The organism is Rouxiella badensis (genome assembly GCF_026967515.2).
GTDB classification, from domain to species: domain Bacteria; phylum Pseudomonadota; class Gammaproteobacteria; order Enterobacterales; family Enterobacteriaceae; genus Rouxiella; species Rouxiella badensis.
Genome location: NZ_CP114062.1, coordinates 1,702,776 through 1,725,583, shown reverse-complemented (window position 1 = coordinate 1,725,583; position 22,808 = coordinate 1,702,776). Strand labels below are relative to the sequence as shown.

At 52.6% G+C, this 22,808-nt stretch carries 19 protein-coding genes; 8 read left to right on the top strand and 11 right to left on the bottom strand.

Annotated elements, in window-relative coordinates; genetic code table 11:
- The first annotated feature begins 143 nt into the window (after positions 1–143).
- Positions 144–1,343, top strand: coding sequence for an MFS transporter (locus O1V65_RS08065; RefSeq protein ID WP_026110378.1), 1,200 nt, complete (start codon positions 144–146; stop codon positions 1,341–1,343).
- Between the two features lie 98 nt (positions 1,344–1,441).
- On the opposite strand, the gene O1V65_RS08060 is transcribed toward O1V65_RS08065, so the two are convergent.
- On the bottom strand, positions 1,442–2,527 hold the full coding sequence (locus tag O1V65_RS08060) for a Gfo/Idh/MocA family protein (RefSeq protein WP_084912047.1): 1,086 nt from the start codon (positions 2,525–2,527) through the stop codon (positions 1,442–1,444).
- Positions 2,528–2,687: 160 nt separating this feature from the next.
- Here O1V65_RS08060 and O1V65_RS08055 point away from each other — a divergent pair, with 160 nt between their 5' ends.
- Positions 2,688–3,596 carry a LysR substrate-binding domain-containing protein gene (locus tag O1V65_RS08055; protein ID WP_026110379.1) on the top strand — a complete coding sequence of 303 codons (909 nt, stop codon included), beginning with the start codon at positions 2,688–2,690 and terminating at the stop codon, positions 3,594–3,596.
- A gap of 84 nt (positions 3,597–3,680) precedes the next feature.
- Here the strand turns inward: O1V65_RS08055 and O1V65_RS08050 are convergent, their stop codons facing one another.
- A complete protein-coding gene (locus O1V65_RS08050; RefSeq protein ID WP_269130400.1) occupies positions 3,681–4,628 on the bottom strand; it encodes an alpha/beta hydrolase in 948 nt (315 codons plus the stop codon).
- Positions 4,629–4,914: 286 nt separating this feature from the next.
- Here O1V65_RS08050 and O1V65_RS08045 point away from each other — a divergent pair, with 286 nt between their 5' ends.
- The 4 genes from O1V65_RS08045 (at position 4,915) to O1V65_RS08030 (ending at position 8,633) form a co-directional block, all read left to right on the top strand.
- Positions 4,915–5,934, top strand: a complete 1,020-nt coding sequence (locus O1V65_RS08045) for an isopenicillin N synthase family dioxygenase (RefSeq protein WP_017490800.1) — start codon at positions 4,915–4,917, stop codon at positions 5,932–5,934.
- 185 nt (positions 5,935–6,119) lie between these two features.
- Positions 6,120–6,893 carry a MetQ/NlpA family ABC transporter substrate-binding protein gene (locus O1V65_RS08040; protein WP_139802768.1) on the top strand — a complete coding sequence of 258 codons (774 nt, stop codon included), beginning with the start codon at positions 6,120–6,122 and terminating at the stop codon, positions 6,891–6,893.
- Between the two features lie 64 nt (positions 6,894–6,957).
- Positions 6,958–7,974: a methionine ABC transporter ATP-binding protein gene (locus O1V65_RS08035; RefSeq protein ID WP_084912036.1), complete on the top strand. Its 1,017-nt coding sequence runs from the start codon at positions 6,958–6,960 to the stop codon at positions 7,972–7,974.
- The gene (locus tag O1V65_RS08030) at positions 7,974–8,633 is read left to right on the top strand and encodes a methionine ABC transporter permease (protein WP_017490803.1); all 660 of its coding nucleotides are present in this window, start codon (positions 7,974–7,976) and stop codon (positions 8,631–8,633) included. The genes O1V65_RS08035 and O1V65_RS08030 overlap by 1 nt, the downstream gene beginning before the upstream one ends.
- A 636-nt stretch (positions 8,634–9,269) precedes the next feature.
- On the opposite strand, the gene O1V65_RS08025 is transcribed toward O1V65_RS08030, so the two are convergent.
- A complete protein-coding gene (locus O1V65_RS08025; RefSeq protein WP_017490804.1) occupies positions 9,270–9,707 on the bottom strand; it encodes a MarR family winged helix-turn-helix transcriptional regulator in 438 nt (145 codons plus the stop codon).
- Between the two features lie 67 nt (positions 9,708–9,774).
- Here O1V65_RS08025 and O1V65_RS08020 point away from each other — a divergent pair, with 67 nt between their 5' ends.
- Complete coding sequence (locus O1V65_RS08020) at positions 9,775–10,512, top strand: siderophore-interacting protein (RefSeq protein ID WP_269130399.1); 738 nt, start codon at positions 9,775–9,777, stop codon at positions 10,510–10,512.
- Positions 10,513–10,842: 330 nt separating this feature from the next.
- Here the strand turns inward: O1V65_RS08020 and O1V65_RS08015 are convergent, their stop codons facing one another.
- The 5 genes from O1V65_RS08015 to ptrR form a co-directional block, all read right to left on the bottom strand.
- Complete coding sequence (locus tag O1V65_RS08015) at positions 10,843–11,610, bottom strand: metal ABC transporter permease (RefSeq protein WP_192503676.1); 768 nt, start codon at positions 11,608–11,610, stop codon at positions 10,843–10,845.
- Between the two features lies 1 nt (position 11,611).
- Positions 11,612–12,475 (bottom strand): metal ABC transporter permease, encoded by an 864-nt coding sequence (locus O1V65_RS08010; RefSeq protein WP_165429486.1) that lies wholly within the window; start codon positions 12,473–12,475, stop codon positions 11,612–11,614.
- Between the two features lie 7 nt (positions 12,476–12,482).
- A complete protein-coding gene (locus tag O1V65_RS08005) occupies positions 12,483–13,310 on the bottom strand; it encodes a metal ABC transporter ATP-binding protein (protein WP_227977456.1) in 828 nt (275 codons plus the stop codon).
- A 1-nt stretch (position 13,311) separates the two neighbouring features.
- A complete protein-coding gene (locus O1V65_RS08000; RefSeq protein WP_017490810.1) occupies positions 13,312–14,244 on the bottom strand; it encodes a metal ABC transporter solute-binding protein, Zn/Mn family in 933 nt (310 codons plus the stop codon).
- A 130-nt stretch (positions 14,245–14,374) separates the two neighbouring features.
- Positions 14,375–15,235, bottom strand: coding sequence for a putrescine utilization regulator PtrR (gene ptrR, locus O1V65_RS07995; protein WP_269130398.1), 861 nt, complete (start codon positions 15,233–15,235; stop codon positions 14,375–14,377).
- Between the two features lie 143 nt (positions 15,236–15,378).
- Between ptrR and O1V65_RS07990 the strand changes: the two genes are divergently transcribed.
- Positions 15,379–16,773, top strand: a complete 1,395-nt coding sequence (locus O1V65_RS07990; RefSeq protein WP_192503679.1) for an NAD-dependent succinate-semialdehyde dehydrogenase — start codon at positions 15,379–15,381, stop codon at positions 16,771–16,773.
- Between the two features lie 233 nt (positions 16,774–17,006).
- Here O1V65_RS07990 and O1V65_RS07985 read toward each other — a convergent pair whose 3' ends face one another.
- Genes O1V65_RS07985 through O1V65_RS07975 form a run of 3 tightly spaced genes read right to left on the bottom strand, consistent with a single transcriptional unit; the run spans position 17,007 to position 22,657 of the window.
- Positions 17,007–18,395, bottom strand: coding sequence for an efflux transporter outer membrane subunit (locus tag O1V65_RS07985; protein WP_017490813.1), 1,389 nt, complete (start codon positions 18,393–18,395; stop codon positions 17,007–17,009).
- A 3-nt stretch (positions 18,396–18,398) separates the two neighbouring features.
- Positions 18,399–21,518: an efflux RND transporter permease subunit gene (locus O1V65_RS07980; RefSeq protein ID WP_084912022.1), complete on the bottom strand. Its 3,120-nt coding sequence runs from the start codon at positions 21,516–21,518 to the stop codon at positions 18,399–18,401.
- A complete protein-coding gene (locus O1V65_RS07975) occupies positions 21,518–22,657 on the bottom strand; it encodes an efflux RND transporter periplasmic adaptor subunit (protein WP_269130397.1) in 1,140 nt (379 codons plus the stop codon). The genes O1V65_RS07980 and O1V65_RS07975 overlap by 1 nt, the downstream gene beginning before the upstream one ends.
- Between the last annotated feature and the right edge of the window lie 151 nt (positions 22,658–22,808).

Sequence of the window (22,808 nt, the reverse complement as noted above, 5' to 3'; positions counted from 1 at the left end):
CAGGCGCTGTGCAGGTCAGTTTGGTAATGCACAAATTGTGATAACTTAAGACCAATATGTTATTAAGTTAATGATTTTTATAAAAATAGTTGACGCATTGTCTCAGATTTCGTTCTATATCGAGCAAAACTGAGGGAATAAAAATGTCTCAATGCACAACGCTGAGTTCTGAGCGACAAATGTCCTCCCTGCAACGCTGGTCCGCCGTCTTGTCATTAGCGTGCGGAACTTTTGTGTTAATCAATTCTGAATTCTTACCGATTGGGCTATTGTCGCCGATTGCCAAAGCGCTCAACGTTAGTGAAGGGCAGGCAGGATGGACCGTAATGCTGCCTGGACTTATCGCCGCCTTTGCCGCACCGCTGTTGATGCTATTTTCACGGCGATTAAATCGTCGCACTTTACTGCTGATCCTTTCCGTTTCAGTGATACTGTCGAACGCCATTGCGATGTTCGCTACCGATTTATCTACGCTTTTATTGGGGCGAATTATTCTTGGATTTGCTGCCGGTGGCTTCTGGTCTTTTTCTATCCCTGCGGGTAAAAGATTAGTTTCAGAGGCGCAAAGTGCGCGAGCGATTTCGCTGATTAGTGCCGGAGTGGCGTTAGGGACCGTCGCTGGGGTTCCCGCGAGTGCCTATATGGGTGAGCTTTACGGCTGGCGGATGGCCTTTACGCTGAATACCCTATTGGCCGTGGCGATATTTATTTACCAGTGGATAGCCTTGCCTTTATTGCCTGCGGGGAATTCGATAGGCCTGAGCGCTATGCTGTCTGCCGCAAAAATGAAGGGCGTTCGGCGAGGATTGATTATTGGAATTTTCATGGCCTCGGCGCAGTATTCAGCCTATACCTACCTTGAGCCGTGGCTGCGTTTCCAAATGCATTTTTCCTCGTCGTCCATCTCTCTATTACTGATGGGATACGGTATCGCCGGATTTATCGGCACGTTTCTCACGGAATTCACCGTGCGCAAATTTGGCGTCCGCTATGCCTTTTTAACCAATATTCTGTTCATTGGGGTTTGTGTATTAATCGCCTCTCAGCTGAGCAGCAATCAGGTATTAGCGTCAGTACTTATCGTTATTTGGGGACTGGCGTTTGGTGCACTGCCTATTTGTCTGAATATCTGGATCTATCAGGCCGCCCCTGAATTATTCGAAGGTGGTTCTGCGCTGCTGGTATGCGTATTTCAGCTGGCTCTGGCCTGCGGGGCATTCTTCGGCGGCTTTTTGGCGGATACTCAGGGAACCTACGCCGCTTTTATTCTTGGCGGCGTATTGGCCTTGATAGCGGGCCTGAGCATCTTTCTTTCCCATCCTCAGAGCACAACGAATTATTAAGGAGCATATCATTGGCTCGGTTGCTGCCAGCGAACGCCCCCGGATTTATTTAGCCTGATTCATTGAAATGAATCAGGCAAGCGGCATGCTTTTCTCTTTTACCTGAAGAAACGCTCAGAAGACTCTGTGATCAGGTCAATTAACCGATGTTGACGCACTGCATCTTCAAATGTTGTCACTTCGCTAGTTTCAGATAATTTATCCCTGGCATAGGCTGAATACAGATAAGCAACGTCCTGTGAACTGGCATCAAGATGAGATACAGGTAAATAGGTATATTCAGCTGGGACAGGGAGGTCGACAAACTGTTCGACACCATTGCGCATTCCCTGGATTAAGTTGTCATCTTCATTCTGGAATCCACGTGCATTCGTGATGCGTAAAACACCTTCTGTACCGGTGATGTCAATCTGAAGTCCTGTACGTAGTGTCTGTCCGCCTTCAAGCTGAACAGAAAATAATGCATCATTTGCCAGAGAGCCTATGATCATGACCTCGTTAGGGCCGGTATAGGGGATCTTCTCACCTGTTTCGGCAATCGTTGTGATAGGGAACTGGTTTTTAATGACAGCCGAAAGCTGTTGAGGGAAGCCCACACCCTTGAAAAGCATATCGTGGAAATGACCACCATAGATGGATAACAGTTCAGTAAAGTTCCCTACGTCTACTGCCCATTTTGCAAACTCCGGCATGACTTCGCCAAAGGCGTCAACGCCCACGGACATTCGCACTGCGCGGATTTTACCCACATAACCCTGTTTAATCAGATCATGCCAGTATCGGGAACTGGGTGAGAAACGGCGCTGTAACCCAACAATATGTTTGACACCTTTGTCACTTGCCATCGCCAGAATTTCTTCTGACTCAGTCGTGGTGGTGGAAAGGGGCCACTCACTGTAGACATCCTTTCCTGCTTCAATCACTGCCTTTGCCAGTCGTCCATGTTCAGGTGTCGGAGCCAGAACAACAATCAGGTCTATGTCGGGGTTAGCCAGTAACGCCTCGGGGCTACCGTAAGCCTGGCTGATATTGAACTGTGCAGCATATTTTTCCACTTTCTCTTTGTTACGACCAGCGAGTGCCACAATCTCAAAATCACTCAACGACTGGAGTGCAGGAATGTGACCATATCTGGCCCAGCCACCGGTACCAATAATACCTACTCGGATTTTACTGTTGTTCATACTGCCTTCTTTTATCAGATTATTTGAATATCAGGCAGGCTATAAGAATCAGCCCCCTGGGATAGAGGCAATAATATGATGATATTCCTCCGGGATTAATCGGGATGAATGGCATAACATATGTGACATTTATGTCACTAATGATTCGGTGCTTGAAATGATGGAAAAAATGAATGGTCTTGAAGTGTTTGTACATGTAGCGCAGACAAGGAGTTTCATCGCGACAGGGCGAGTAAAAGGCATTTCATCGTCAGCAGTCAGCAAGAGCATTTCCAGGCTGGAAGAACGTCTGGGTGTACGACTTTTCCAGCGAAGTACACGTTCGGTTAGTCTGACGTCAGAAGGTGAGGTCTTTCTGGAACGATGTCATCGTATTTTTGGTGAAATCCAGGCCGCAGAGGATGAACTGTCAGCGATGACAGAACAGCCACGCGGAAGGCTCCGCGTCGGTCTGCCGCTGGCGGGAGGGCTGATGTTACCCATGATTTCACAATTCATGGAACGTTACCCCCAGATAGAGCTGGACCTTGATTTTTCCGACAGATTGTCTGATGTCATCGAGGATGGAATGGACGTTGTCATTCGTGGCGGTGAGTTGAGTGATTCAAGACTAATATCCCGTCGACTCGGATCATTTCAATTGTGTATCGTTGGCTCACCAGATTACTTCAAGCATCAAGGAACGCCTACCAGCCCAGAAGACTTATTCGGTCATTCTTGCCTGCACTATCGCTATCCCAATTCAGGGAAAATTGCTCAGTGGCCGCTTCAATACGCTGTAACCCGAGGCGGTATTCAGGCTGTTCCTTTAACACTGACTTGCAGCAGCCTTGAAGTCCTGCTGTATATGGTGAAAAAAGGTCGTGGTATTGCCTGTTTGCCTGATTACTCGGTAAAAGACGCGCTCGCCACAGGTGAGGTGGAGCCAATCCTGAATAATGATATGACGCATACAACCACTTTTCATATGCTCTGGCCCAGCACGCGGCAGATGACACCGAAGGTCCGTGTTTTTGTGGATTACATGGCAGAAGTATTTAGCGACTACTTGGTTAAGAACCAAAAGTAAGTCGCAGAGAGTTTCACACCTTCGGCCCCTACAGGGCAATAAAGAGCCTTAGCGTAGGATAGATTCCGTTTTCCAAGCGGACCCCTAGCTTAACTCGCCACGCTGCTTTAGCCAGTCACGGAATTCGTGTGGCCACAATTGGGTCGGTGAGCCCGGTTTCCCCATCCCGAAACCGTGGCCACCGCTGGCGAGTGGGTGCAGTTCACAGGGAACGTGCGCCTTTTCGCAGGCCTGCTGCATGATAACGGTGTTCATTGGGTTAGAAACGGGGTCATCCTTGGCCTGAACCAGGAACATCGGCGGGGTCTGTGGGTTAACGTAGGTCTGCACCGACCACTTCGCTGCCTCCTGCTCATCGGCGTCTCTGCCAATCAGAATATGCGCCGTTGAGGTATGGTCATACGGCGCTTCGAGGGTGATTATCGGATAAATAAGTGCGCTGATGTCGGGCCTGGCGCTGTGATTATCAGTCGCGTCCTGGGGCGGATAAGACTGAAAATCGGCGCGAACCGAGGCGAGCCCAAGCAGGTGCCCGCCAGCCGAAAAGCCAAGCACGCCAATCTGATTCTTTTTAAGACCCCTTTTTTCCGCGTTGGCACGAATCAGGCGCAACGCACGCTGTGCATCCTGCAAGGGGGCCAGTGGCCCCACGTTCCAGCCTTCATGAGGCAGACGATAGGTTAAAACAAAGGCGGTAATACCTCTTTCGCTGAGCCACTGAGCCGCCGGGTGTGCCTCCGTTTCCATTTCGATACGTTTATAACCTCCGCCGGCCGCAACAAGCATTGCAGCGCCGTTAGGGTTTTTCGGCCTATAAACCGTCAGATATGGCTGGCTGATATTGCTGATGGCCCCGCGCTTGTCGCGTTTCATCGGCCCGGAAGGACCTCCGCCGCCCGGTGGCGTTTGCGGCCAAAGCAGCAGAGTCTCTGTATCGGTAATGGTTAGCGTGTTATGCGGCCGTTCCTTGGCATTAACACATCCTGCAAGCAAAGCCGCGCTGGCTCCGAGAATAAAATTACGACGGTTCATTCAATCACCTGCAATCAATAAATGTCGAGATATCCATGAAGTTACTGATGAACTCCTGATTTACCCTGATAGAGTTATCAACGAAAAGTGATGAAATCATGAGTTTATCTTAAAGTTGTTCAGTGGTTTTTCCGCCAGCGGAAACATACGGCAGCATAGTGAAAAGGAAGGGGAAAAGTCAGCTCACTCTAACTCAAAAAATGTTGCATAAGTAATGCATTTTAAATCCTTTAGGCCGCCGGTTTGGCAGTGATAATCTTGAGTTATATTCACCAGGGGGTCAGTTATGTCTCATTCAAAGATTTCTTCAATTCCGATTATTGACCTGTCAAAACTCGACGGTTCAGACGCTACCCGTGCCGAATTCCTCAAAGAGCTGCGCGTTGCTGCCCGTGATGTCGGCTTCTTTTATTTAATTAATCACGGCGTTGATCCGACGCTGTTGTCGCAGGTTCAGGGGACTTCACGAGACTTTTTCGCGCTGCCACAGGCCGAAAAAGACCGTGTGGCAATGGTCAATTCCCGACACTTTCGCGGCTACAATCGTGCAGCCTCAGAGCGCACGCGAGGGCAACCCGACTGGCGCGAGCAGTTTGACCTTGGCGCAGAGCGTCAGCCGATTCCGCAGACAGAGCATTCACCGGCGTGGTCTCGGCTTCAGGGGCCAAATCAGTGGCCAGAAGCCTTGCCTGAGTTAAAACCGCTGCTGCTGAACTGGCAAAAAGCCATGACCGCGATGTCGCTAAAAATTCTGCGCGCCTTTGCCGAGTCTCTTTCGCTGCCCGTGGACTCTTTTGACCCGCTGTACGGCGATAAACCTAATGAGCACATCAAGCTCATTCGCTATCCAGGCCGTGGAGAAAATGAGAGTAATCAGGGCGTTGGCGCGCACAAAGATTCTGGCTTCCTGAGTTTCCTGTTGCAGGATCAGCAAAAGGGACTCCAGGTTGAGGTTGAAGAGGGGCGTTGGGTTGATGCACTGCCGATTGAAGGTTCCTTTGTCGTTAACATCGGCGAACTGCTTGAGCTGGCAACCAACGGTTATCTTCGTGCCACGGTGCACCGTGTGGTTGCACCGCCCGCCGGCAAGGAAAGGCTGTCCCTGGCGTTCTTCCTCGGTGCGAAGCTCGACGCCGTGGTGCCCGTATTTCAGCTGCCGTCAGAGCTTGCAGCCCAAGCTAATGGCCCGGAAAGCGACCCGCAGAATCCCCTGTTGCGAGACGTTGGCTGGAACTACCTGAAAGGGCGTTTACGCTCGCATCCTGACGTAGCAGAACGCTATTATTCCGAACTGTTGGTTTCTTAAAATTTTAAACCAAGAGCAAGCCAGTTTAACGATGAGTGAATAGATAAAAATTGGCTTAGCAATTCTCTTTTAATTGTTTAGCTCGCGAGATTCAATATGATTGGATAGCCCTTGAAGATAATCAATCAAAAAGGGCTATTTTTATGTCGACAGGTAAAATTTCATTTTTGGCATCTTTGCTATTAATGGCGGTAAGTTCTTCAGGGCATGCGGCTGACAGTGCAAATAAAACGATTACTCTTGGATTTAATCCCGGACCTTATGAGGAACAGTTTGCCAAAGGTGTAGGACCCTTTCTCGAGGCCAAAGGTTATAAACTGGTTTATAAAGACTTTAGTGATGGTATTCAGGTCAATAATGCCGTAGCCACTGGCGCCATTGACGGCAATATTATGCAGCATCCTATCTATCTCCAATCCGTTAATGATCGACTTGGTATTGATAATGTTGGTATTGTCCAGGTGCCCACTCCGCCGATGGGGCTTTATTCCAACAAGCATAAGGCCGGTGAAAAACCTCAGCCCGGTGAGACTATTTCAGTACCTAATCAGGCCTCTAATGAATATCGTGCCGCGCTGCTGCTCCAGGATCTCGGCTGGATAAAGATTTCGGCAAAATCTGACCCTGCCACCTTCTCGCAAAAAGACATCACCGAAAATCCTTACAAACTGGTATTCAAAGAGATGGATAACGCGCAGCAGGTTCGGGCCTTACCGGACGTAGACTATGGCGCTATTCAGGGCAATTTCGCCGTCTCGAGTGGGATGAAGCTTAATAGCGCGCTCAAGCTCGAAAATCCGGTAAAAGGCTTTATTAACGTGGTCACGGTGGCGGGTAAAAATAAAGATGCCCAGTTTGCTCAGGATATTGTCGCAGGCTATCACTCTGCCGAGTTCAAAGAATATATTCTCTCCAACCCTCAGTATCAGGGTTACCTGTTGCCTGACTACTTAAAATAATAATCTTTTTTACTCGTCGGCCTGGCTGACGAGTTTTTTGCTTGCTTTGTATTGGGGAGAGGAAATGATTGAGCTGCATGACGTTGATAAGGTATTTCAGCGTAAAGGTATTACGACACGCGCACTGAACAATATTAATTTACGCGTCGAGAGGGGGGATATTTTCGGCATTATCGGTTATAGCGGTGCGGGAAAAAGCACGCTGGTACGGCTTATTAACGCGCTGGAAACCCCCAGCGCGGGCGAGGTGGTCATCAACGGGCAGGCGATCGGCGATTTTAACTCGAAGCAACTCAGGGAAATGAAGAAAGATATCGGCATGATTTTTCAAGGCTTCAATCTGCTGGAGTCTAAAACTGTTTGGAAGAATGTCGCGATACCTCTGATTTTAGCCGGAAAGAGCAAGGCCTTCATTGCCGAAAGGGTGAAAGAGCTTCTTCAGTTGGTGGGACTGGGAGACCGTGCAGGCAGCTATCCGGGTGAACTTTCCGGCGGACAAAAACAGCGCGTGGGTATCGCACGCGCACTGGCGACTAACCCCTCAATACTGCTCTGTGACGAAGCAACCTCGGCCCTGGACCCACAGACCACCGGACAGATTCTGATGTTACTCAAGCGTATTAGCCATGAATTTAACGTCACGCTAGTGCTTATCACTCACGAAATGTCGGTTATCCAAAAAATCTGCAACAAAGTCGCGGTGATGGAACAGGGGCGGATTGTCGAACAGGGGAACGTCATTGACGTATTTGGGCATCCCCAGCACCCGACCACGCTGAATTTTGTGCGTACGCTGGTTCGCGACAGTTTGCCGGAAAGCATTGAGCCGCATTCACCTGCGAATAACCGGGTGCGGCGTTTCCGGCTGGAATTTGTTGCCGAGACGGCTGGCCAGCCGGTTATTTATCAGATGAGCAAGGCTTTCGACCTCGAATTTAATATCCTGTTTGCCAGTATGTCAGAAATTCAGGATACGGTTCTGGGCTTTATGATTATTCAGTTAAGCGGTGAGGCTGAAGTATTGCGCGCAGGGATTGCCTATTTACAGCAGTGCGGCGTGCGGGTAGAGGAGGTGCAATAATGTTCGATACGGCTATTACTCTGGACCAGTTTCTTGGCGCGATGCATGACACTCTGCTGATGGTCAGCGTTTCTTTGCTCATTGGCTCCTTGCTCGGGGTGCCACTCGGTATTTTACTGGTCATCACTCGCCCAGGCGGACTGGTTAACCATCCTTTTTTCTATAGGATTATTAATCCCGTTATTAATATTGTGCGCTCGCTGCCGTTTATTATTCTGATGATTTCAATCATTCCGTTTACACGTTTTGTCGTACATACCACGATTGGCACTCCCGGGGCGATTGTGCCACTTATTATCTATATCGCGCCTTATATTGCGCGACTGGTTGAAAGTTCGTTATTGGAAATTAATCCGGGAATTATCGAGGCTGCCAAATCGATGGGCGCCACGCCGTTACAGGCAATCTGGCATTTCCTGTTGCCTGAGGCACTGGCGTCTCTGGTTCTTGCCTTAACGACGGCGACCATCGGCCTGATTGGCGCAACCGCCATGGCCGGAACCGTGGGCGGCGGCGGAATAGGGGATCTGGCCATTACCTATGGTTATCAGCGCTTTGACACCTTTGCAACCGTCTCGACGGCCATTGTCTTAATCATTGTTGTACAGGGTCTGCAATCGTTGGGCAATATCCTCTCTCGCCGCCTGCGTCGTGAGTAATAAGAGAGGGGCATTTAATATTAAGTAAGCTTTGAACATAATTTCGTCTGCTTCTATTTTATTAATGCTACCGGCTGTGCCTGTCATCTCTTGAATAGATTGTTGCTGAGGGCTGCTGGTGGCCCTCAGCAACGACAAATGCAGCTTTCCAGATAAGTAATGCCAAAAGGATTATTTCATTTCTTCGGCGAATATTGGTTTACTGAATTCAGTCGAGGGGAATACTCCCCAAAGAATACAGCAATAAGGAGTGAATGATGGCCAAAAATTTAAACGCCAATTCCCTATGGCAAAGAATTAAGCGTCGATGTTCTGCGACTTTCTTGACTCAGACTACGGCAGACAGTTCTCGATTGGTTGAATCACTCCTTGTGACAGGATCTTTATATGGCATTGAACTCGGAAATATTGACCCTTCCTGGTATCGCCAGAAATAGTCAATATCAGCGGCTACTGCGCCGAAGCTATTGGAATGAGCTGTGCTAAGTTAACAACGGTAATGATGATTTTCTCCTGAAGTGAAGCAGTAAATGTTGAGATCTCCCCGGTCTTGTCGAATGTGATTTTCTATCCCAGTTGTGGAGCCTATGACTTTTAAGTCATAGGTTTTTTTATTTTTCGGTTTCTCTTAACTGGCTACTCTTGCTCAAAATTGTCGTAAACACGGCCAACCAGACTGAGCAACTGTTGATGCTCCTCCTCGCTAAAGCCGCGAATACCGAGCTTATTTAGCCGTTGCCCCTGCTGTTGCATCGTTTTTCTGATTTCCAGACCGCTTTCTGTCAACGTCAAACGCATAATGCGGCGGTCGAGTGGGTCACTGTCGCTGGTGAGTAGACCTTTGTCGCGCAGACCTTTAATCAGTCGCGCCAGCTGTGCTTTGTCACGCTCCATAAAACGCGATAAATCCCCCGGCGCAGCGCCTGGATTTCTGCCTACGTAGCTCAGAACTTTCGCTTCCATATGGGTAACGTCGTGGTTGCCATCGCGCAGCATTTCAAACTGTTTAGCGCGGTAGCGGTGCATGATCATATGCATGACCCACAGTACGTCTTCGTTATGCGATTCACCCATGAGTTGACAATGTCTCCTATTCTCATTTAGATTGTTGATATTATCAACTAAGTGGAACAATCTTATCATGACCGAAAATACATCAACCAACCGAGTGCAGCTTATTCGCCATGAAATCAAACGACGCACCCTTAACGTGGTTAGCGTAGAGCAAATCAGCCCAAGCTTTAAGCGCATCACCTTTAGCGGTGATTCGCTGTCTGATTTTATCAGTGCATCGTTCGATGACCACGTAAAATTTATTGTTAATCCCGAAGCAGCCGAGCCTGCGATGCGTGATTACACGCCGCGTTTTTACGATAATGAAAAAAAAGAGTTAGTCATTGAGTTCGCGATGCATGGGGAAGGGCCAGCCAATGAGTGGGCTGAAAATGTGAAACCCGGTGACCAGGCGATGATTGCGGGCCCTCGCGGTTCACGCGTGATTCCGATGGACTACGACTGGCAGCTGATGTTCGGTGATGAAACCGCTTTCCCGGCCATCTCGCGCCGTCTGGAAGAGCTACCGGCGGGTACCCGTGTGACCGTGGTTGCGCTGGCAAACGATGTGCGTGACCGCCGTGAATTTAGCCAGCAGGCCAATCCAGAGATTATTTGGGTTGAAAGCTCCGAGCAACTGGTTGAATGGGCCAAAAACCATCAGCTCGCCGCTGGCGAAGGCTTTGTGTGGTGTGCGGCTGAGGCGTCAATCATCAAGTCCCTGCGTAACATCTTCGTGGAGCAGAAAGGGCATGATGTTAACGCTATTCGTACCTCGGCCTACTGGAAGATGAGAACGGCTGCCTTCCATGAGGAGCTGTCTTAAATGGCAATTTGTTTTTAAATTGCATTTTTTAGGTCAAGGGCACGTGCTTTGCACGCTAAGCGCTGGCCCAGACCAGCCAAAGGGGCTTACAAGGCGAAGCCCCATTGGATTCCCCCCGCCTTGTTATCGGTTCATGAGTCGTGCCAGCCGATGAGTCTGTTTTAGTGATATCGAATGTGCCGTGGTCCCGCGCCGCTTCGCGGTTCTCTTGCCCGGTTACGGCGCGGAAAGTTAAATGCCCCTTGAAGCTTTCAAACCGGAAAAGCGCCTCGGAGTTAATTGACCTCGACCTTAAAAGCTGGGCAGGGCAGCCGCCCATAAACATTCTCTTCAAAGAAATGTTGCAATAAAAAGCCCACCCCCTATTGAGCCGACGAAGAAACCTACCGGCCAGTTGGTTTCATAGGAAAGGGCAATCGCCAGCCACACGGTGATAAGCGATACCGCTATCGACAGCAGGACGGCAGGAATCGGTCTTGAGGTGATCCGGTGTGCTACGGCGGCAGGGGCAACCATCAGGCTGAACACCAACAGCGCACCCACGACCGGCAGGGCCATCGCTGTGGCTAACGCCAGTAGGCACAGAAACCATAACTCCATCTTCTTCACCGAAATACCCTGAACCTCTGCTAACTCCGCCGAGACTGAGTTTAACAGCAGCGGATAAAATACCCGCATCGTTATGCCAATCACCAACAGGCTTATCAGCGCAACAGGAATGAGTTCTGCGCGGCTGACTCCCAGCACCTCGCCAAAAAGTAGTGCATAAACCTGCTGCGAATATTGACTGCTCAGGCTTAAAAATACCGTACCGAGGCTTAGCAGCATCACCAGCGTGAGTGCCGTCGCCACCTCATGACGGCCATTTTTTGCCAACTGATTAATGCCCATGACACCCAGACCGGCGAAGGTTATCAGGCCGATAAAACTGTTAATACCTAACAGGCCAGCCAGCGCGGCACCGGGGAATGTGCCCAGCGGCAGCGCGTGGGCCGCGAAAGATGCGCCGCGCAGAACGACAAAGAACCCGACCAGACCGGCGACTATCGCGACCAGAGTCACCACTATCCAGGGATTGATCATAAAGCTGGAGAACATGTTAATGACCTTTCAGGCGAATAAGATGGGTTGAAGCCAGATAGGCGATAAAGATGAGTGCCACAATAAAGAAGCTGACTGGCCAGCCGTGGCCGGGGGTCCAGTAAAAGCTGTCGTAGGCCAGTACAATCCCGCCCCATGTCGCCACTAGCCCTAATATTGTGGCCATAAGCATCGCCATAAGCGGCCTCCTGGTAATACGCAGCGCCGTTGCTGCCGGGCCAATCAGCAGTGCGGTAGAGAGGACCGCGCCGACGGTCATCGCCGACAGGGTAACCGCCAGCGACAGCAGCATTAGATAGAAAGTCGACACCCATCGGGTCCTGATGCCCATCACCTGCGCCAGCTCTTTATCCAGCGAACTGAGCAATAAAGGACGATAGATAACGATGATAACCGCCACTGCACCACCGCCGAGCCACAGCGCAAGGGGAATAATCGTTGGGGAAATGGCAAACATCGACCCGAACATTACGGTCACGGCCGCGCCCGTGGTGCTGCGTGTCGTGACATCGAAGTACAGCAGCAGTGCCGCCAGCCCCAGCCCTGCGCCCAATACAATGCCGGTCATCAGGTCACGTTCGCGGGCGCGGCGAATATCGATAATTTCCATGGTCAATGACGCCAGCAGCGCCATACCCAAGAGGCCTATCAGAGGATTAATACCGAGCAGGAAGGAGAGCGCACCTCCTGCGCTGCTGACGTCTGCCAGCGCGTGACCCGCGAAAGACTGGCCGCGTATTACCGTGAATACGCCGACCACACCAGAAACGATGGCGGTTCCGCTGCCCACGATCAACGCGGTTTGAACCGGGTCGCTGCTAAAGAATCCGGGCTCTACTATGAAATTTATCAGGGAATTCATAAAAAAATCATGCTTTCATCAGGTTTTCAGGGGGCGAAGTCAGGGCACAGACGTCACTCGATGCATTGGCAGCAATCACCAAAACCCGATTCATGACGCGTAATACCTCGATGGGGTAACCATAAAGCCGACTCAGCACGTCACTTTGCACGATCTCATCGGTTTTGCCGCTGGCGGCGCGCCCGTTAGCCAGATAAACGATACTGTCCATCGACGACAGCAGCGGGTTCATGTCGTGTGCGGAGAGCAGAATACTGACCTGATGGACAATACAGAGGTGGCGCAGAAGCGCCACGATTTCTGATACGCTGCGAATATCGAGATTCGCCAAAGGCTCGTCAAGCAGCAGCAGGCGAGGTCGGCGGATGAGGGCGTGAGCGATTAACACGCGCTGCTGCTGGCCACCCGAGAGATTGCCGATACGCTCATCGGCAAAACTTTCTGCGCCAACCTCTCGAAGCATGGCGTCAACCTGCTGCCTCACGGCGCGCGAGTTGAGGGCAAAACCCAGCTGCTTACCGGTCAGCCCCAGCGTGACGAGATCCCGCGCGCGCAGCGGTATTTCGGCATCGAGCATGATTTTCTGTGGCACATAGCCCACCGAGTGTAGACCTGCTTTGCCCATTTTTCCGTCTATTCGCACTTCACCTGCGTCGAGCGACTGAAAACCGAGCAGGGCGCGCAGTAGCGTGGTTTTGCCGCTGCCGTTGGAGCCAATCAGTCCACAAAACTCCCCAGGCTTAAGGCCAAAGCTCACTCCGTCGAGCACCGTTTTTCCCGCATAGGAAACGCTGAGATGGTTTGCGCTCAGCACGCCGCCGTCATCCACGTTCATCTTAGTGCCTGGCCAGCAGGCTTTCGGTGGAGGTCTGGTCTGTTAACGCCTTAATCAGCGCGTTGGTCTCAGCCAGCATCCAGCTTTGATAATGGTAGCCCGGGGTTGGCATGGTTTCATACACGCCGACCACGGGGATATGGTGCGTTTTTGCCTGGCTGAGGAAGGTCTCAGTCAGTGGGTCCGTTACCTGCTGGTTGTATACGAAGACTTTGAGCCTGCCGTCAGCAAAAAGCGCATTTTGCGCGGTGACGTCTTGAGGCGCAGGATCGGTGCCGTTCATGATAGCGGCCTCAAGATTGAACGGTGTCGCAATCTTCAGCCCTGCGGCCTGAAGCAGATAGTCGCCAACAGGTTCTGTGACCGCCACTTCACTGTTGGAATACGCGCTTTTCAGCTTGTCCAGTGCGGCATGCCAGGGCGCTAAATAGGCGGTAAACTTGCCGGCATTTGCATTGAAATAGGCTTTTTGATCCGGCATCGCCGCGCTGAGGTCGGCGGCAATCTGTTTCGCTACTGCGGGCATGACCTCAGGCTTGTACCACAGGTGCGGGTTTGAGGTCTTGTCCGGCAGATTCATCAGCTGTTGCACGTTGATGACCTTGCGTGAGGCGTTGGGCGCTGCGGCAAGAAACTTGTCGGTCCATGCGTCATAACCCAGGCCGTTCATGACTACCAGGTCGGCATGCGCTATCTCGGCGGCTATTTTCGGACTGGCTTCGAAGGTATGAGGGTCAGTGTTGGGGTCCGTTTCAATGGCCTCAACCTCAACAAACTTGCCTCCGATTTGCGAAATCACGTCGGCATACTGATTTTCAACGCCAATAGCGTGTAGAACGGGCGTGATGGCCGCCGCAGCTTGACCAGCGCTGAGAGCACCCAATACCGTCGCTTGCGCCACGACCCCGGCTAATACCAGTAACTTACCTTTCATCCTGTCCCCTTAAGTTGATAATAATCACATCAAATTGATATGTTATAACATAACCTATATGGGCGTCGGATTGACTACAAGATACCAGACGTAACCAGTTGTTTGAGAATGTGTCTTTCAGGGCGAGCAGTCAGTTCATTGCCTCAAGCAGCGTCACCATCGCTTTCTGGTTGGCCGACGCGCTGCCTTTACGCCACATCAGCCAAATCTTGATTTTTCCCATCTCGTTGCCGAGCGGATAGATTTTTACACCGCTTTTGCCTGGCATGCTGTCGAGCATGCTGGCAGGAATTAACGCCAGTCCGGCGCCGGCAGTCACGCAGGCGACGATGCCGTGATAAGACTCCATTTCGTGAATCTTTCCCGGCACTGCCTGATCGTTGGCAAACCAGTTCTCAAACAGCCGACGATAAGAACAATTGGCGCGAAACGCGTAGATGGTTGAGCCGGAGATATCTTTCGCTCGGTTGACGGCCGGGTGGTTCAATGCGGCAATCAGCACCATTTCTTCATCAAAAACCGGTACTCCTTCCAGTTCAGGATGTTTTGGCGGGCCGTCAACGAAGGCCGCACTGTACTGACCGGACAAAATTCCGTCGATCATGTCGCCCGACGGGCCGGTCGACAGATCCAGCTCCACGTCAGGATAAGCCTGATGATAACGGGCGAGCACCGGAGGAATGTGCACGGCGGCACAGCTCTCAATCGAACCCAGGGTAAATATGCCGTTTGGCCGCTGGCCCGACACACTCTGCTTTGCCTCTTCCGCCAGAGCCAGAATGCGTTTTGTATAACTCAGAAAGGTTTTACCGGGGTCAGAAATGTGCAGCCGAAGCTTCTCGCGATGAAAAAGCGGTGTGCCTAACTCTTCTTCTAGCTGTTTGATTCGGGTCGAAATATTTGAAGGAACGCGGTGTAGCCGTTCTGCGGCAGCGGTCACGCTGCCTTCCTCGGCGACGGCGGCAAAAACTTCAAGCTGTGTCAGGTCCATGGCTTCTCTCCAGTCTGATTTCGAACTAAGTTCTTTCTCTAAACGAGACGATTACTTTCATTATTATTCATTTTTCAAAAACCTTTAACAAGTCTAGGATTGACGGCAGATAGCGTTAATCCTGACTATAAAGGTGACCACAGATGACTAATACAACGACAGCGCCTGCTGGCGCATTCTCCCGTAATCCAACTAACGGTGACGTTTTCAAACATTATCCTTTCGCGACCGCAGAGGAAGTAGATTCTGCACTGAAGGGCACTCAAGATGCCTTCAACGACTGGAAGAATACTGACATGCCAGCGCGTATTGCGCTGTTGCAGAACATCGCACGTGAGCTTCGTGCCAGTGCGGGTCCGTTGGCTGAAATGATGACGCTAGAGATGGGTAAGCCTGTCACGCAGGCGCTTGCCGAGGTCGAGAAGAGCGCTAACCTGTGTGAATGGTATGCTCAGAATGGTCCGGCGATGCTCGCACCAGAACCGACGCTGGTTGAAAATGACAAGGCGTGGGTCAACTACCTGCCGCTGGGTCCGGTACTGTCTGTGATGCCGTGGAATTTCCCGGTATGGCAGGTGCTGCGTGGTGCCGTGCCGATTATTTTGGCGGGCAACAGTTATTTGCTGAAGCCCGCACCAAACGTCATGGGTTGTGCCTATCTTCTGCGTGACATTGTCACTAAAGCCGGTGCACCAAAAGGCCTGTTTGACGTCTATAACGCTGACAACGCGGCCGTCGCCGAAAGCATTAAAGACCCGCGTATTGCGGCGATTACTCTCACCGGTAGCGTGCGTGCCGGAGCGGCTATTGCCTCAATGGCCGGTGCTGCGCTAAAAAAATGTGTGATGGAATTAGGCGGTTCCGACGCCTTTATCGTGCTGGCCGATGCCGACATCGATGCAGCGGTCAAGGGGGCTATCGCCGGACGCTTTATGAATAACGGTCAAATCTGCATCTCGGCCAAGCGTATTATCGTTGAAGAATCGATTATTGAAGAGTTCACCGAGAAGTTCCTCGCGGCCGTTAAGGCGTTGAAAATCGGCGATCCGCGCGACGAGTCAACCTACCTTGGCCCCATGGCGCGCTTTGATCTGCGTGACGAGTTGCACGGTCAGGTTCAGGCGACGCTTGCCGAGGGCGCGACGTTATTGCTGGGTGGTGAGCCTATCGAAGGTGCGGGTAATTACTATGCGCCGACGGTGTTGGGCAACGTGAAACCGGGCATGACCAGCTTTGTTCAGGAACTGTTTGGTCCGGTTGCGTCTCTTATCACGGCGAAAGATGCCGCCGACGCGGTGCGGATGGCCAATGATTCCGAGTTCGGCCTGGGTGGAAGCCTGTGGAGCCGAGACCTCGACGCGGCAAAAGCGTTGGCGAAACAAATCTACACCGGTGGGATGTTCATTAACTCTCCGAGCTTCTCAGACCCCCGTGTTCCCATCGGTGGGGTGAAGAAGAGCGGTTTCGGGCGCGAGCTGTCGCACTTCGGGATCCGGGAGTTCACCAACCCACAAACCTTATGGGTTGAAGGTCTTTAATAGCAAATTTTTTTAAGGGCAGTAGGCACCGGGGAGTTTTTTGGGCAGCGGCCCTTAACCTGCTTTTAAGGACAGTTAACTCCGAGGCGCTTTTCCGGTTTGAAAGCTTCAAGGGGCCTTGGCCTGGGAAGGCCCCTTGGCGGGTCTGGGCCAGCGCCCAGCGTGCGAAGCGCGTGCCCTTGACCTAAAAGACCTAAAGATCTAGATCTAAAAAATGCAATTTAAAGAAATTGTCATTTAAGCCCACCCCCTAATGATTCCCACAGTGTAATGCGGTTCTCGAAGTCGGTTTGCTGTAGGGCGACCAGGTTCAGCTGGGATGACCACAGCGTGCGCTGGTCGGTCAGCACTGTCAGATAGTCACCGGTACCCACCTCATAGCTACGGCGGGCGAGATCGTAGCTTCGCTGCGCCGCTGCGACCGCCTGCACCTGCGCGTCCATCTGCTCATTCAACGTGCTGCGGCGTGCAAGGGCGTTTGCCACGTCTTCAAAGGCGGTTTGAATCGCTTTCTCATAAGCGGCAATCAGGCCCTTTTTCTCGGCCTCAGCGTAGTGCAATTGCGCCAGATTGCTGCCGCCGGTAAACAGCGGCAGCGTAATGCTTGGCGCAAATGACCAGACGTTGGCACCGTGGCTAAACAGGTTCGACAGCGAACTGCTGCCGACGCCCGCGCTGCCGGTGAGCGAAATGGTCGGGAAGAAGTTGGCCCGCGCCGCGCCGATGTCCGCATTCTCACTCTTCAGATTGTGCTCGGCCTCAATCACGTCAGGGCGACGCAGCAGCACGTCAGACGACACGCCCGCCGGAACAATGGCAATCGCCTGCGGCGAGAGGCTCTCAATCGTACCCGGCAGCAGGTTGGCAGGCACGGTATCGCCGACCAGCAGGTTAAGGGCGTTGATGTCCTGCGCGACCTGCGTTTTATCGCTGGCAACGGTTGCCCGCGCCTGTTGATAGGTGCTCATCGCCGAGCTGACATCGCCCGCTGCCGCCGTGCCTTCATTCAGCTGCAACTGCGTGATACGCAGGGTATCGGCGGCGCTTGCCATGGTCTGCTGCGCCAGCGCCAGATTGCTATTATCCGCCGCCAGCGTTATCCAGGCGGTGGTGGTCTCGGACACCAAGGTGATGCGGGTATTTTGCGCCGTCGCTTCGCTGGCAAGCCAGGTCTCTTTGGCGGCGCGGGCCAGACTGCGGTTACGGCCAAACAGGTCAAGCTCAAAGCTGCTGACTGCGCCATCCGCCTCAGCAGAACTGCTGATCGCACCCGATGAGGAGCGGGCACGCGTCTGCGTTAGCTCGGCGTCTACCGTCGGGAACAGCGACGCTCGCTCTTCGCCGTACAGTGCGCGGGCCGCCTCGATATCGGCAATCGACTCCTGAAGATCACGGTTGCTAACCACGGCACGTTGCACAACCTGATTCAGGCGTGGGTCAGCGAGCACGTGCTGCCAGTCGGTCAACACCGCCTTGGCATCGGCATTCGCGCCCTGGCTTGGCCAGGTTTTTGGCACCGGTGCTGCGGGTCTCTGATAGTCCGGGTCAAGCGAGATACAGCCCGCCAGCAGCATCGACAGGCTGACAACGCTCAGGCGGAAGAAATTCTTATGATGAAACATCGATTACTCCTCGTTCACGTTACGGCGAGTGAAGAAGTGTTTCACCAGCACAAAGAAAAGTGGCACAAAGAAAATCGCCAGCAGCGTCGCTGTCAATGTCCCGCCGATAATGCCGGTCCCGATAGCGATGCGGCTGTTGGCCCCTGCGCCCGTCGACAGCGCCAGCGGCAGAACACCGGCGATAAAGGCGATAGAGGTCATCAGGATCGGGCGAAGTCGCGTTTTCGCCGCTGAGATTGCCGCCGCAGAAAGGGTCATTCCCTCCTTCACGGCCGCTTCGGCAAACTCGACGATCAGGATGGCGTTTTTCGACGACAACCCGATGGTGGTCAACAGCGCCACCTGGAAGTAAATGTCATTATTTAATCCACGCAGCGAGGCGGCGATGGACGCACCGAGCACGCCGAGTGGGATAACCAGAATGACCGAGAAGGGGACCGACCAGCTTTCATACAGTGCCGCCAGACACAGGAAGACCACCATGATTGAGATAGCATACAGCGTGCCGGTTTGACCGCTGGCTAACTGCTCTTGCAGGGACAATCCACTCCAGGCAAAGGTGGAGCCCGGCGGTAGCTTGGACGCCAGTTCAGCCATCTTGTCCATTGCTGCACCAGAGCTGTAACCGTCGGTGTTTTCACCATCGATTTCGAAGGACGTCACCCCGTTATAGCGTGCCAGCGACTGAGGTCCGTACATCCAGTGCGTGGTAGCAAAGGCAGAGAACGGCGTCATGGTGGTGTCACCGCTGCTGTTGGTGCCGCGCACAAACCACTTGTTCAGGTCACTTGGCTGTGAGCGGAACTGGCTATCGCCCTGGATATAAACCTCTTTGACGCGACCGCGATCGATAAAGTCATCGACGTATTGTCCCCCCCAGGCGTCACTCAGCGTCGTGGTCACGTCACTCAAAGACAGACCCAAGGCAACCGCCTTATTATTATCGATATCAACCTTGAGCTGCGGCATTTCTGGCAGATCGGCCGCACGAACAGACTGGAGCTCTGGGCTTTTATTGGCCTCATCGATCAGTTGGTTACGTAATTTCAGCAGTTGATCGTGGGAAGTGCCGCCCACAGACATCAGCTCAAAGGTGAAGCCGTTACTCTGGCCCATGCCGGATACCGCAGGTGGGGTCATGGCAATCACTTTGGCATCGGTGATTTTCGCCAGATTCTTGTTGGCGCGCTCAACGATAGCCTGCGCCGTATTGGCCGAACCCGAGCGTTTATCCCAGTCTTTAAGGGCGATAAAGGCCATCCCGACGTTATCACCGTTACCGTTGAAGTTGAAACCGGTAATGGAGAACACGACGTCGGTGTTCGCTTTCTCCTGTTTCAGGAAATAATCGGTAACCTCTTTAGTCACCTCATTGGTGCGATTCACCGAGGCGCCTGCGGGTAAGGTGTACTGCACCATGACCTGTCCCTGATCCTCATTCGGCAGGAAGCTGGTTGGCAGGTGCATCATCAGTAAACCCATGACCACGGCCAGCAGCGCATAGCCAATCATCATCACCGCAGGTCGGCGCATCCCCTTTAACACACCGTGTTTATAGCGATGTTCAGTGTTGGAATAAATACGGTTGAAGCCGCCAAAGAAGCCTTTGGTGTGCGGCTTACTGTGGCGCAGCAGGGTTCCACAAAGAGCCGGGGTCAAGGTCAGTGCAACGATGACCGAGAGTGCCATCGCAGAGATCAAGGTCACCGAGAACTGACGATAAATCACCCCGGTCGAACCGCCAAAGAAGGCCATCGGCAGGAATACCGCGGAGAGTACAACCGCAATCGCCACCAGCGCGCCGGAAATCTCACCCATTGATTTCTCAGTTGCGGCGCGGGGTTTGAGTCCCTCCTCGGTCATTATTCGCTCGACGTTTTCGACCACCACGATGGCATCATCCACCAGAAGCCCGATGGCGAGCACCATCGCAAACAGCGTCAGGGTATTAATGGTGTAACCCAGTGCAGACAGCACCCCGAAGGTCCCCAGCAGTACCACCGGCACCGCCAGTGCAGGGATGAGCGTCGCCCGAACGTTTTGCAGGAAAAGATACATCACCGCGATAACCAGCACGATAGCGATAAGCAGGGTTTCAACCACGTCCTGAATCGAAAGCTTGATAAACTCTGTGGTGTCTTTCGGGTAGGCCACTTCATAACCCGCAGGCATGCTGCTGCGGTATTTCTCAATGGTGGCTTTCACCGCGTTGGCGGTATCCAGTGCGTTCGATCCTGCTGCAAGCTGAACCGCAAGGCCGGCCGCCGGATGGCCATTCAGACTCGAGGTCGTAAGATAGTCCTGGCTACCCATTTCAACGCGCGCAACGTCACCAATGCGTACGACTGAACCGTCGGCCTCACTTTTGACGATGATATTACGGAACTGTTCAGGCGTTTGCAGACGGGATTCGGCCTGCACGGTTGCCGTAATCTGCTGTGATGAAGAGGTCGGGGATGAGCCGATGCTACCCGCTGACAGCTGAATATTCTGCGAAGAGATTGCCGTTTCGACGTCGGAAGGCATCAGGTCGTAGGCCGCAAGTTTGGTCGGATTGAGCCAGATACGGATGGCATACTGGTTACCGAAGACGTTCAGACTGCCTACGCCTGAGACGCGAGCCAGCGGATCCTGCATGTTACTGACCAGCCAGTCGGCAATGTCACGACTTGAGGACTTGTCGGTCTTGTCATACAAGGTCGCAATCATCAGGAAGTCCGACTGCGACTTGGTCACCGTTAAACCGGCCTCCTGCACTTCGGTCGGCAGGCGGGATTCTGCCTGCTGCAGTTTATCCTGCACCTGAACCTGCGCGGTGTCGGGGTTAGTCCCCAGTTTAAAGCTGACGGTAATCTGCACCGTACCGGCCGAACTGCTGGTCGAGGTAAAGTAGAGCAGGTTATCCAGACCGGTAAGCTGCTGTTCTATAACCTGAGTCACGCTGTTTTCAATAGTCTGGGCAGAGGCACCGGTATAGGTCGCCTTGATCCTGACCGAGGGCGGCGCCACTTCAGGATACTGCGCCACCGCCATCGATTTAATAGCAATAATACCCGCCATCATAATCAGCAGGGCGATAACCCAGGCAAAAACCGGGCGGCGTACAAAGAAGCTGGAAAACATCACGACGCTCCTTGTGTCGCCGCCGGCGTTGTGGCACCGAGCTGGGTTTCAACCGGTTTAACGACTTGACCCGCGTTAACCTTGGATGTCCCTTCGACTATCACGCGATCGCCCGCCTGCAACCCACTGGAAATTAAATAATCATCGCCCGACGTGGTGCTGGTTATCACTTTGCGCACCACAACTTTGTTATTGGCATCCACCACCATTGCGGTGGCATTGCCTTTCGGGTCACGAATGATGGCTTGTTGGGGTGCCAGAATCGCATTTTCAATCACGCCTTCATCGACGCTTGCGTGAACAAACATCCCCGGCAGAAGAACGTGTTGGGGGTTAGGGAACACGGCGCGGAGAGTCACGGAGCCGGTAGCCTCGTCAACGGAAACTTCTGTCAACTCAAGTTTGCCTTTCTGTGGATAAACCGAACCGTCTTCCAGCGTCAGAGTGACGTCAAGGGTGTCACTATTTTTGGCGAGCGCGCGTTTGCGCAGCTCAAGCAGGTCTACGCTGGAGCGGGTGAGGTCAACGTACATGCTGTCGAGTGCGGTAATGGTGGTCAGTGCGGTAGTCTGATTGGCGGTGACCAACGCACCTGGCGTCACGGTCGAGATGCCAATACGCCCTGAGATAGGGGCCGTCACGCGGGTCCAGTCAAGGTTTATCTTGTCTGCTTCAAGCGCAGCGATTTTTTCGGCCACGCTGGCCTTGTCTTCGCCACAGGTGGCGGTGGCGTCGTCGGCGTCCTGCTGCGAAACACCTTGCTCTTTAACCAGAATGGCGTAGCGGCGGGCCTTTTGGCAGTCGGCGATAACCAGTGCCTTGGCGCTTTGCAGGGCAGCAGCGGCCTGATCGTAAGCCGCTTTATAAGTCGACGGATCAATTTGATAAAGCGCCTGCCCGGCCTTTACCTCGTCGCCCTCTTTAAACAGACGATGCTGAATAATACCGCCAACCTGCGGCAACACGGTTGACGTCAGCGTGGCGGTGGTGCGGCCGGTGAGATCGCTGGAATAAGTGAAAGGTTGAGACTTTAACGTGACCACGCCGACCTGCGTTGGAGCCGGCTTCTCCTTGGTGGTGTTATCATGACAACCGCTTAATCCGATTATCGTCAAAATACATAAAATGCGTAATTGCATAGAAGGAGTCCAATGAATAGAGTGATATTGTTTTCGGCTCACAGGTATTTCTGCGACAGCGTATTAATCCATAAAGGATGCCGTGCACGAGTTATCCCGCACGAGCGGGTTTTCAGAACGGGTGCGAATTCTGAATATAAACTCCAGACAA

Bases quoted from the DNA above. Each gene is read 5' to 3' on its own strand.
- O1V65_RS08055 (WP_026110379.1), top strand. From the start codon at position 2,688: ATGGAAAAAATGAATGGTCTTGAAGTGTTTGTACATGTAGCGCAGACA.
- O1V65_RS08015 (WP_192503676.1), bottom strand. From the start codon at position 11,610: ATGTTCTCCAGCTTTATGATCAATCCCTGGATAGTGGTGACTCTGGTC.
- ptrR (WP_269130398.1), bottom strand. From the start codon at position 15,235: ATGGACCTGACACAGCTTGAAGTTTTTGCCGCCGTCGCCGAGGAAGGC.
- O1V65_RS08000 (WP_017490810.1), bottom strand. From the start codon at position 14,244: ATGAAAGGTAAGTTACTGGTATTAGCCGGGGTCGTGGCGCAAGCGACG.
- O1V65_RS08040 (WP_139802768.1), top strand. From the start codon at position 6,120: ATGGCGGTAAGTTCTTCAGGGCATGCGGCTGACAGTGCAAATAAAACG.
- O1V65_RS08005 (WP_227977456.1), bottom strand. From the start codon at position 13,310: ATGAACGTGGATGACGGCGGCGTGCTGAGCGCAAACCATCTCAGCGTT.
- O1V65_RS08045 (WP_017490800.1), top strand. From the start codon at position 4,915: ATGTCTCATTCAAAGATTTCTTCAATTCCGATTATTGACCTGTCAAAA.
- O1V65_RS08065 (WP_026110378.1), top strand. From the start codon at position 144: ATGTCTCAATGCACAACGCTGAGTTCTGAGCGACAAATGTCCTCCCTG.
- O1V65_RS08010 (WP_165429486.1), bottom strand. From the start codon at position 12,475: ATGAATTCCCTGATAAATTTCATAGTAGAGCCCGGATTCTTTAGCAGC.
- O1V65_RS08035 (WP_084912036.1), top strand. From the start codon at position 6,958: ATGATTGAGCTGCATGACGTTGATAAGGTATTTCAGCGTAAAGGTATT.
- O1V65_RS07975 (WP_269130397.1), bottom strand. From the start codon at position 22,657: ATGCAATTACGCATTTTATGTATTTTGACGATAATCGGATTAAGCGGT.
- O1V65_RS07990 (WP_192503679.1), top strand. From the start codon at position 15,379: ATGACTAATACAACGACAGCGCCTGCTGGCGCATTCTCCCGTAATCCA.
- O1V65_RS08030 (WP_017490803.1), top strand. From the start codon at position 7,974: ATGTTCGATACGGCTATTACTCTGGACCAGTTTCTTGGCGCGATGCAT.
- O1V65_RS08060 (WP_084912047.1), bottom strand. From the start codon at position 2,527: ATGAACAACAGTAAAATCCGAGTAGGTATTATTGGTACCGGTGGCTGG.
- O1V65_RS08020 (WP_269130399.1), top strand. From the start codon at position 9,775: ATGACCGAAAATACATCAACCAACCGAGTGCAGCTTATTCGCCATGAA.
- O1V65_RS07985 (WP_017490813.1), bottom strand. From the start codon at position 18,395: ATGTTTCATCATAAGAATTTCTTCCGCCTGAGCGTTGTCAGCCTGTCG.
- O1V65_RS08025 (WP_017490804.1), bottom strand. From the start codon at position 9,707: ATGGGTGAATCGCATAACGAAGACGTACTGTGGGTCATGCATATGATC.
- O1V65_RS08050 (WP_269130400.1), bottom strand. From the start codon at position 4,628: ATGAACCGTCGTAATTTTATTCTCGGAGCCAGCGCGGCTTTGCTTGCA.
- O1V65_RS07980 (WP_084912022.1), bottom strand. From the start codon at position 21,518: ATGTTTTCCAGCTTCTTTGTACGCCGCCCGGTTTTTGCCTGGGTTATC.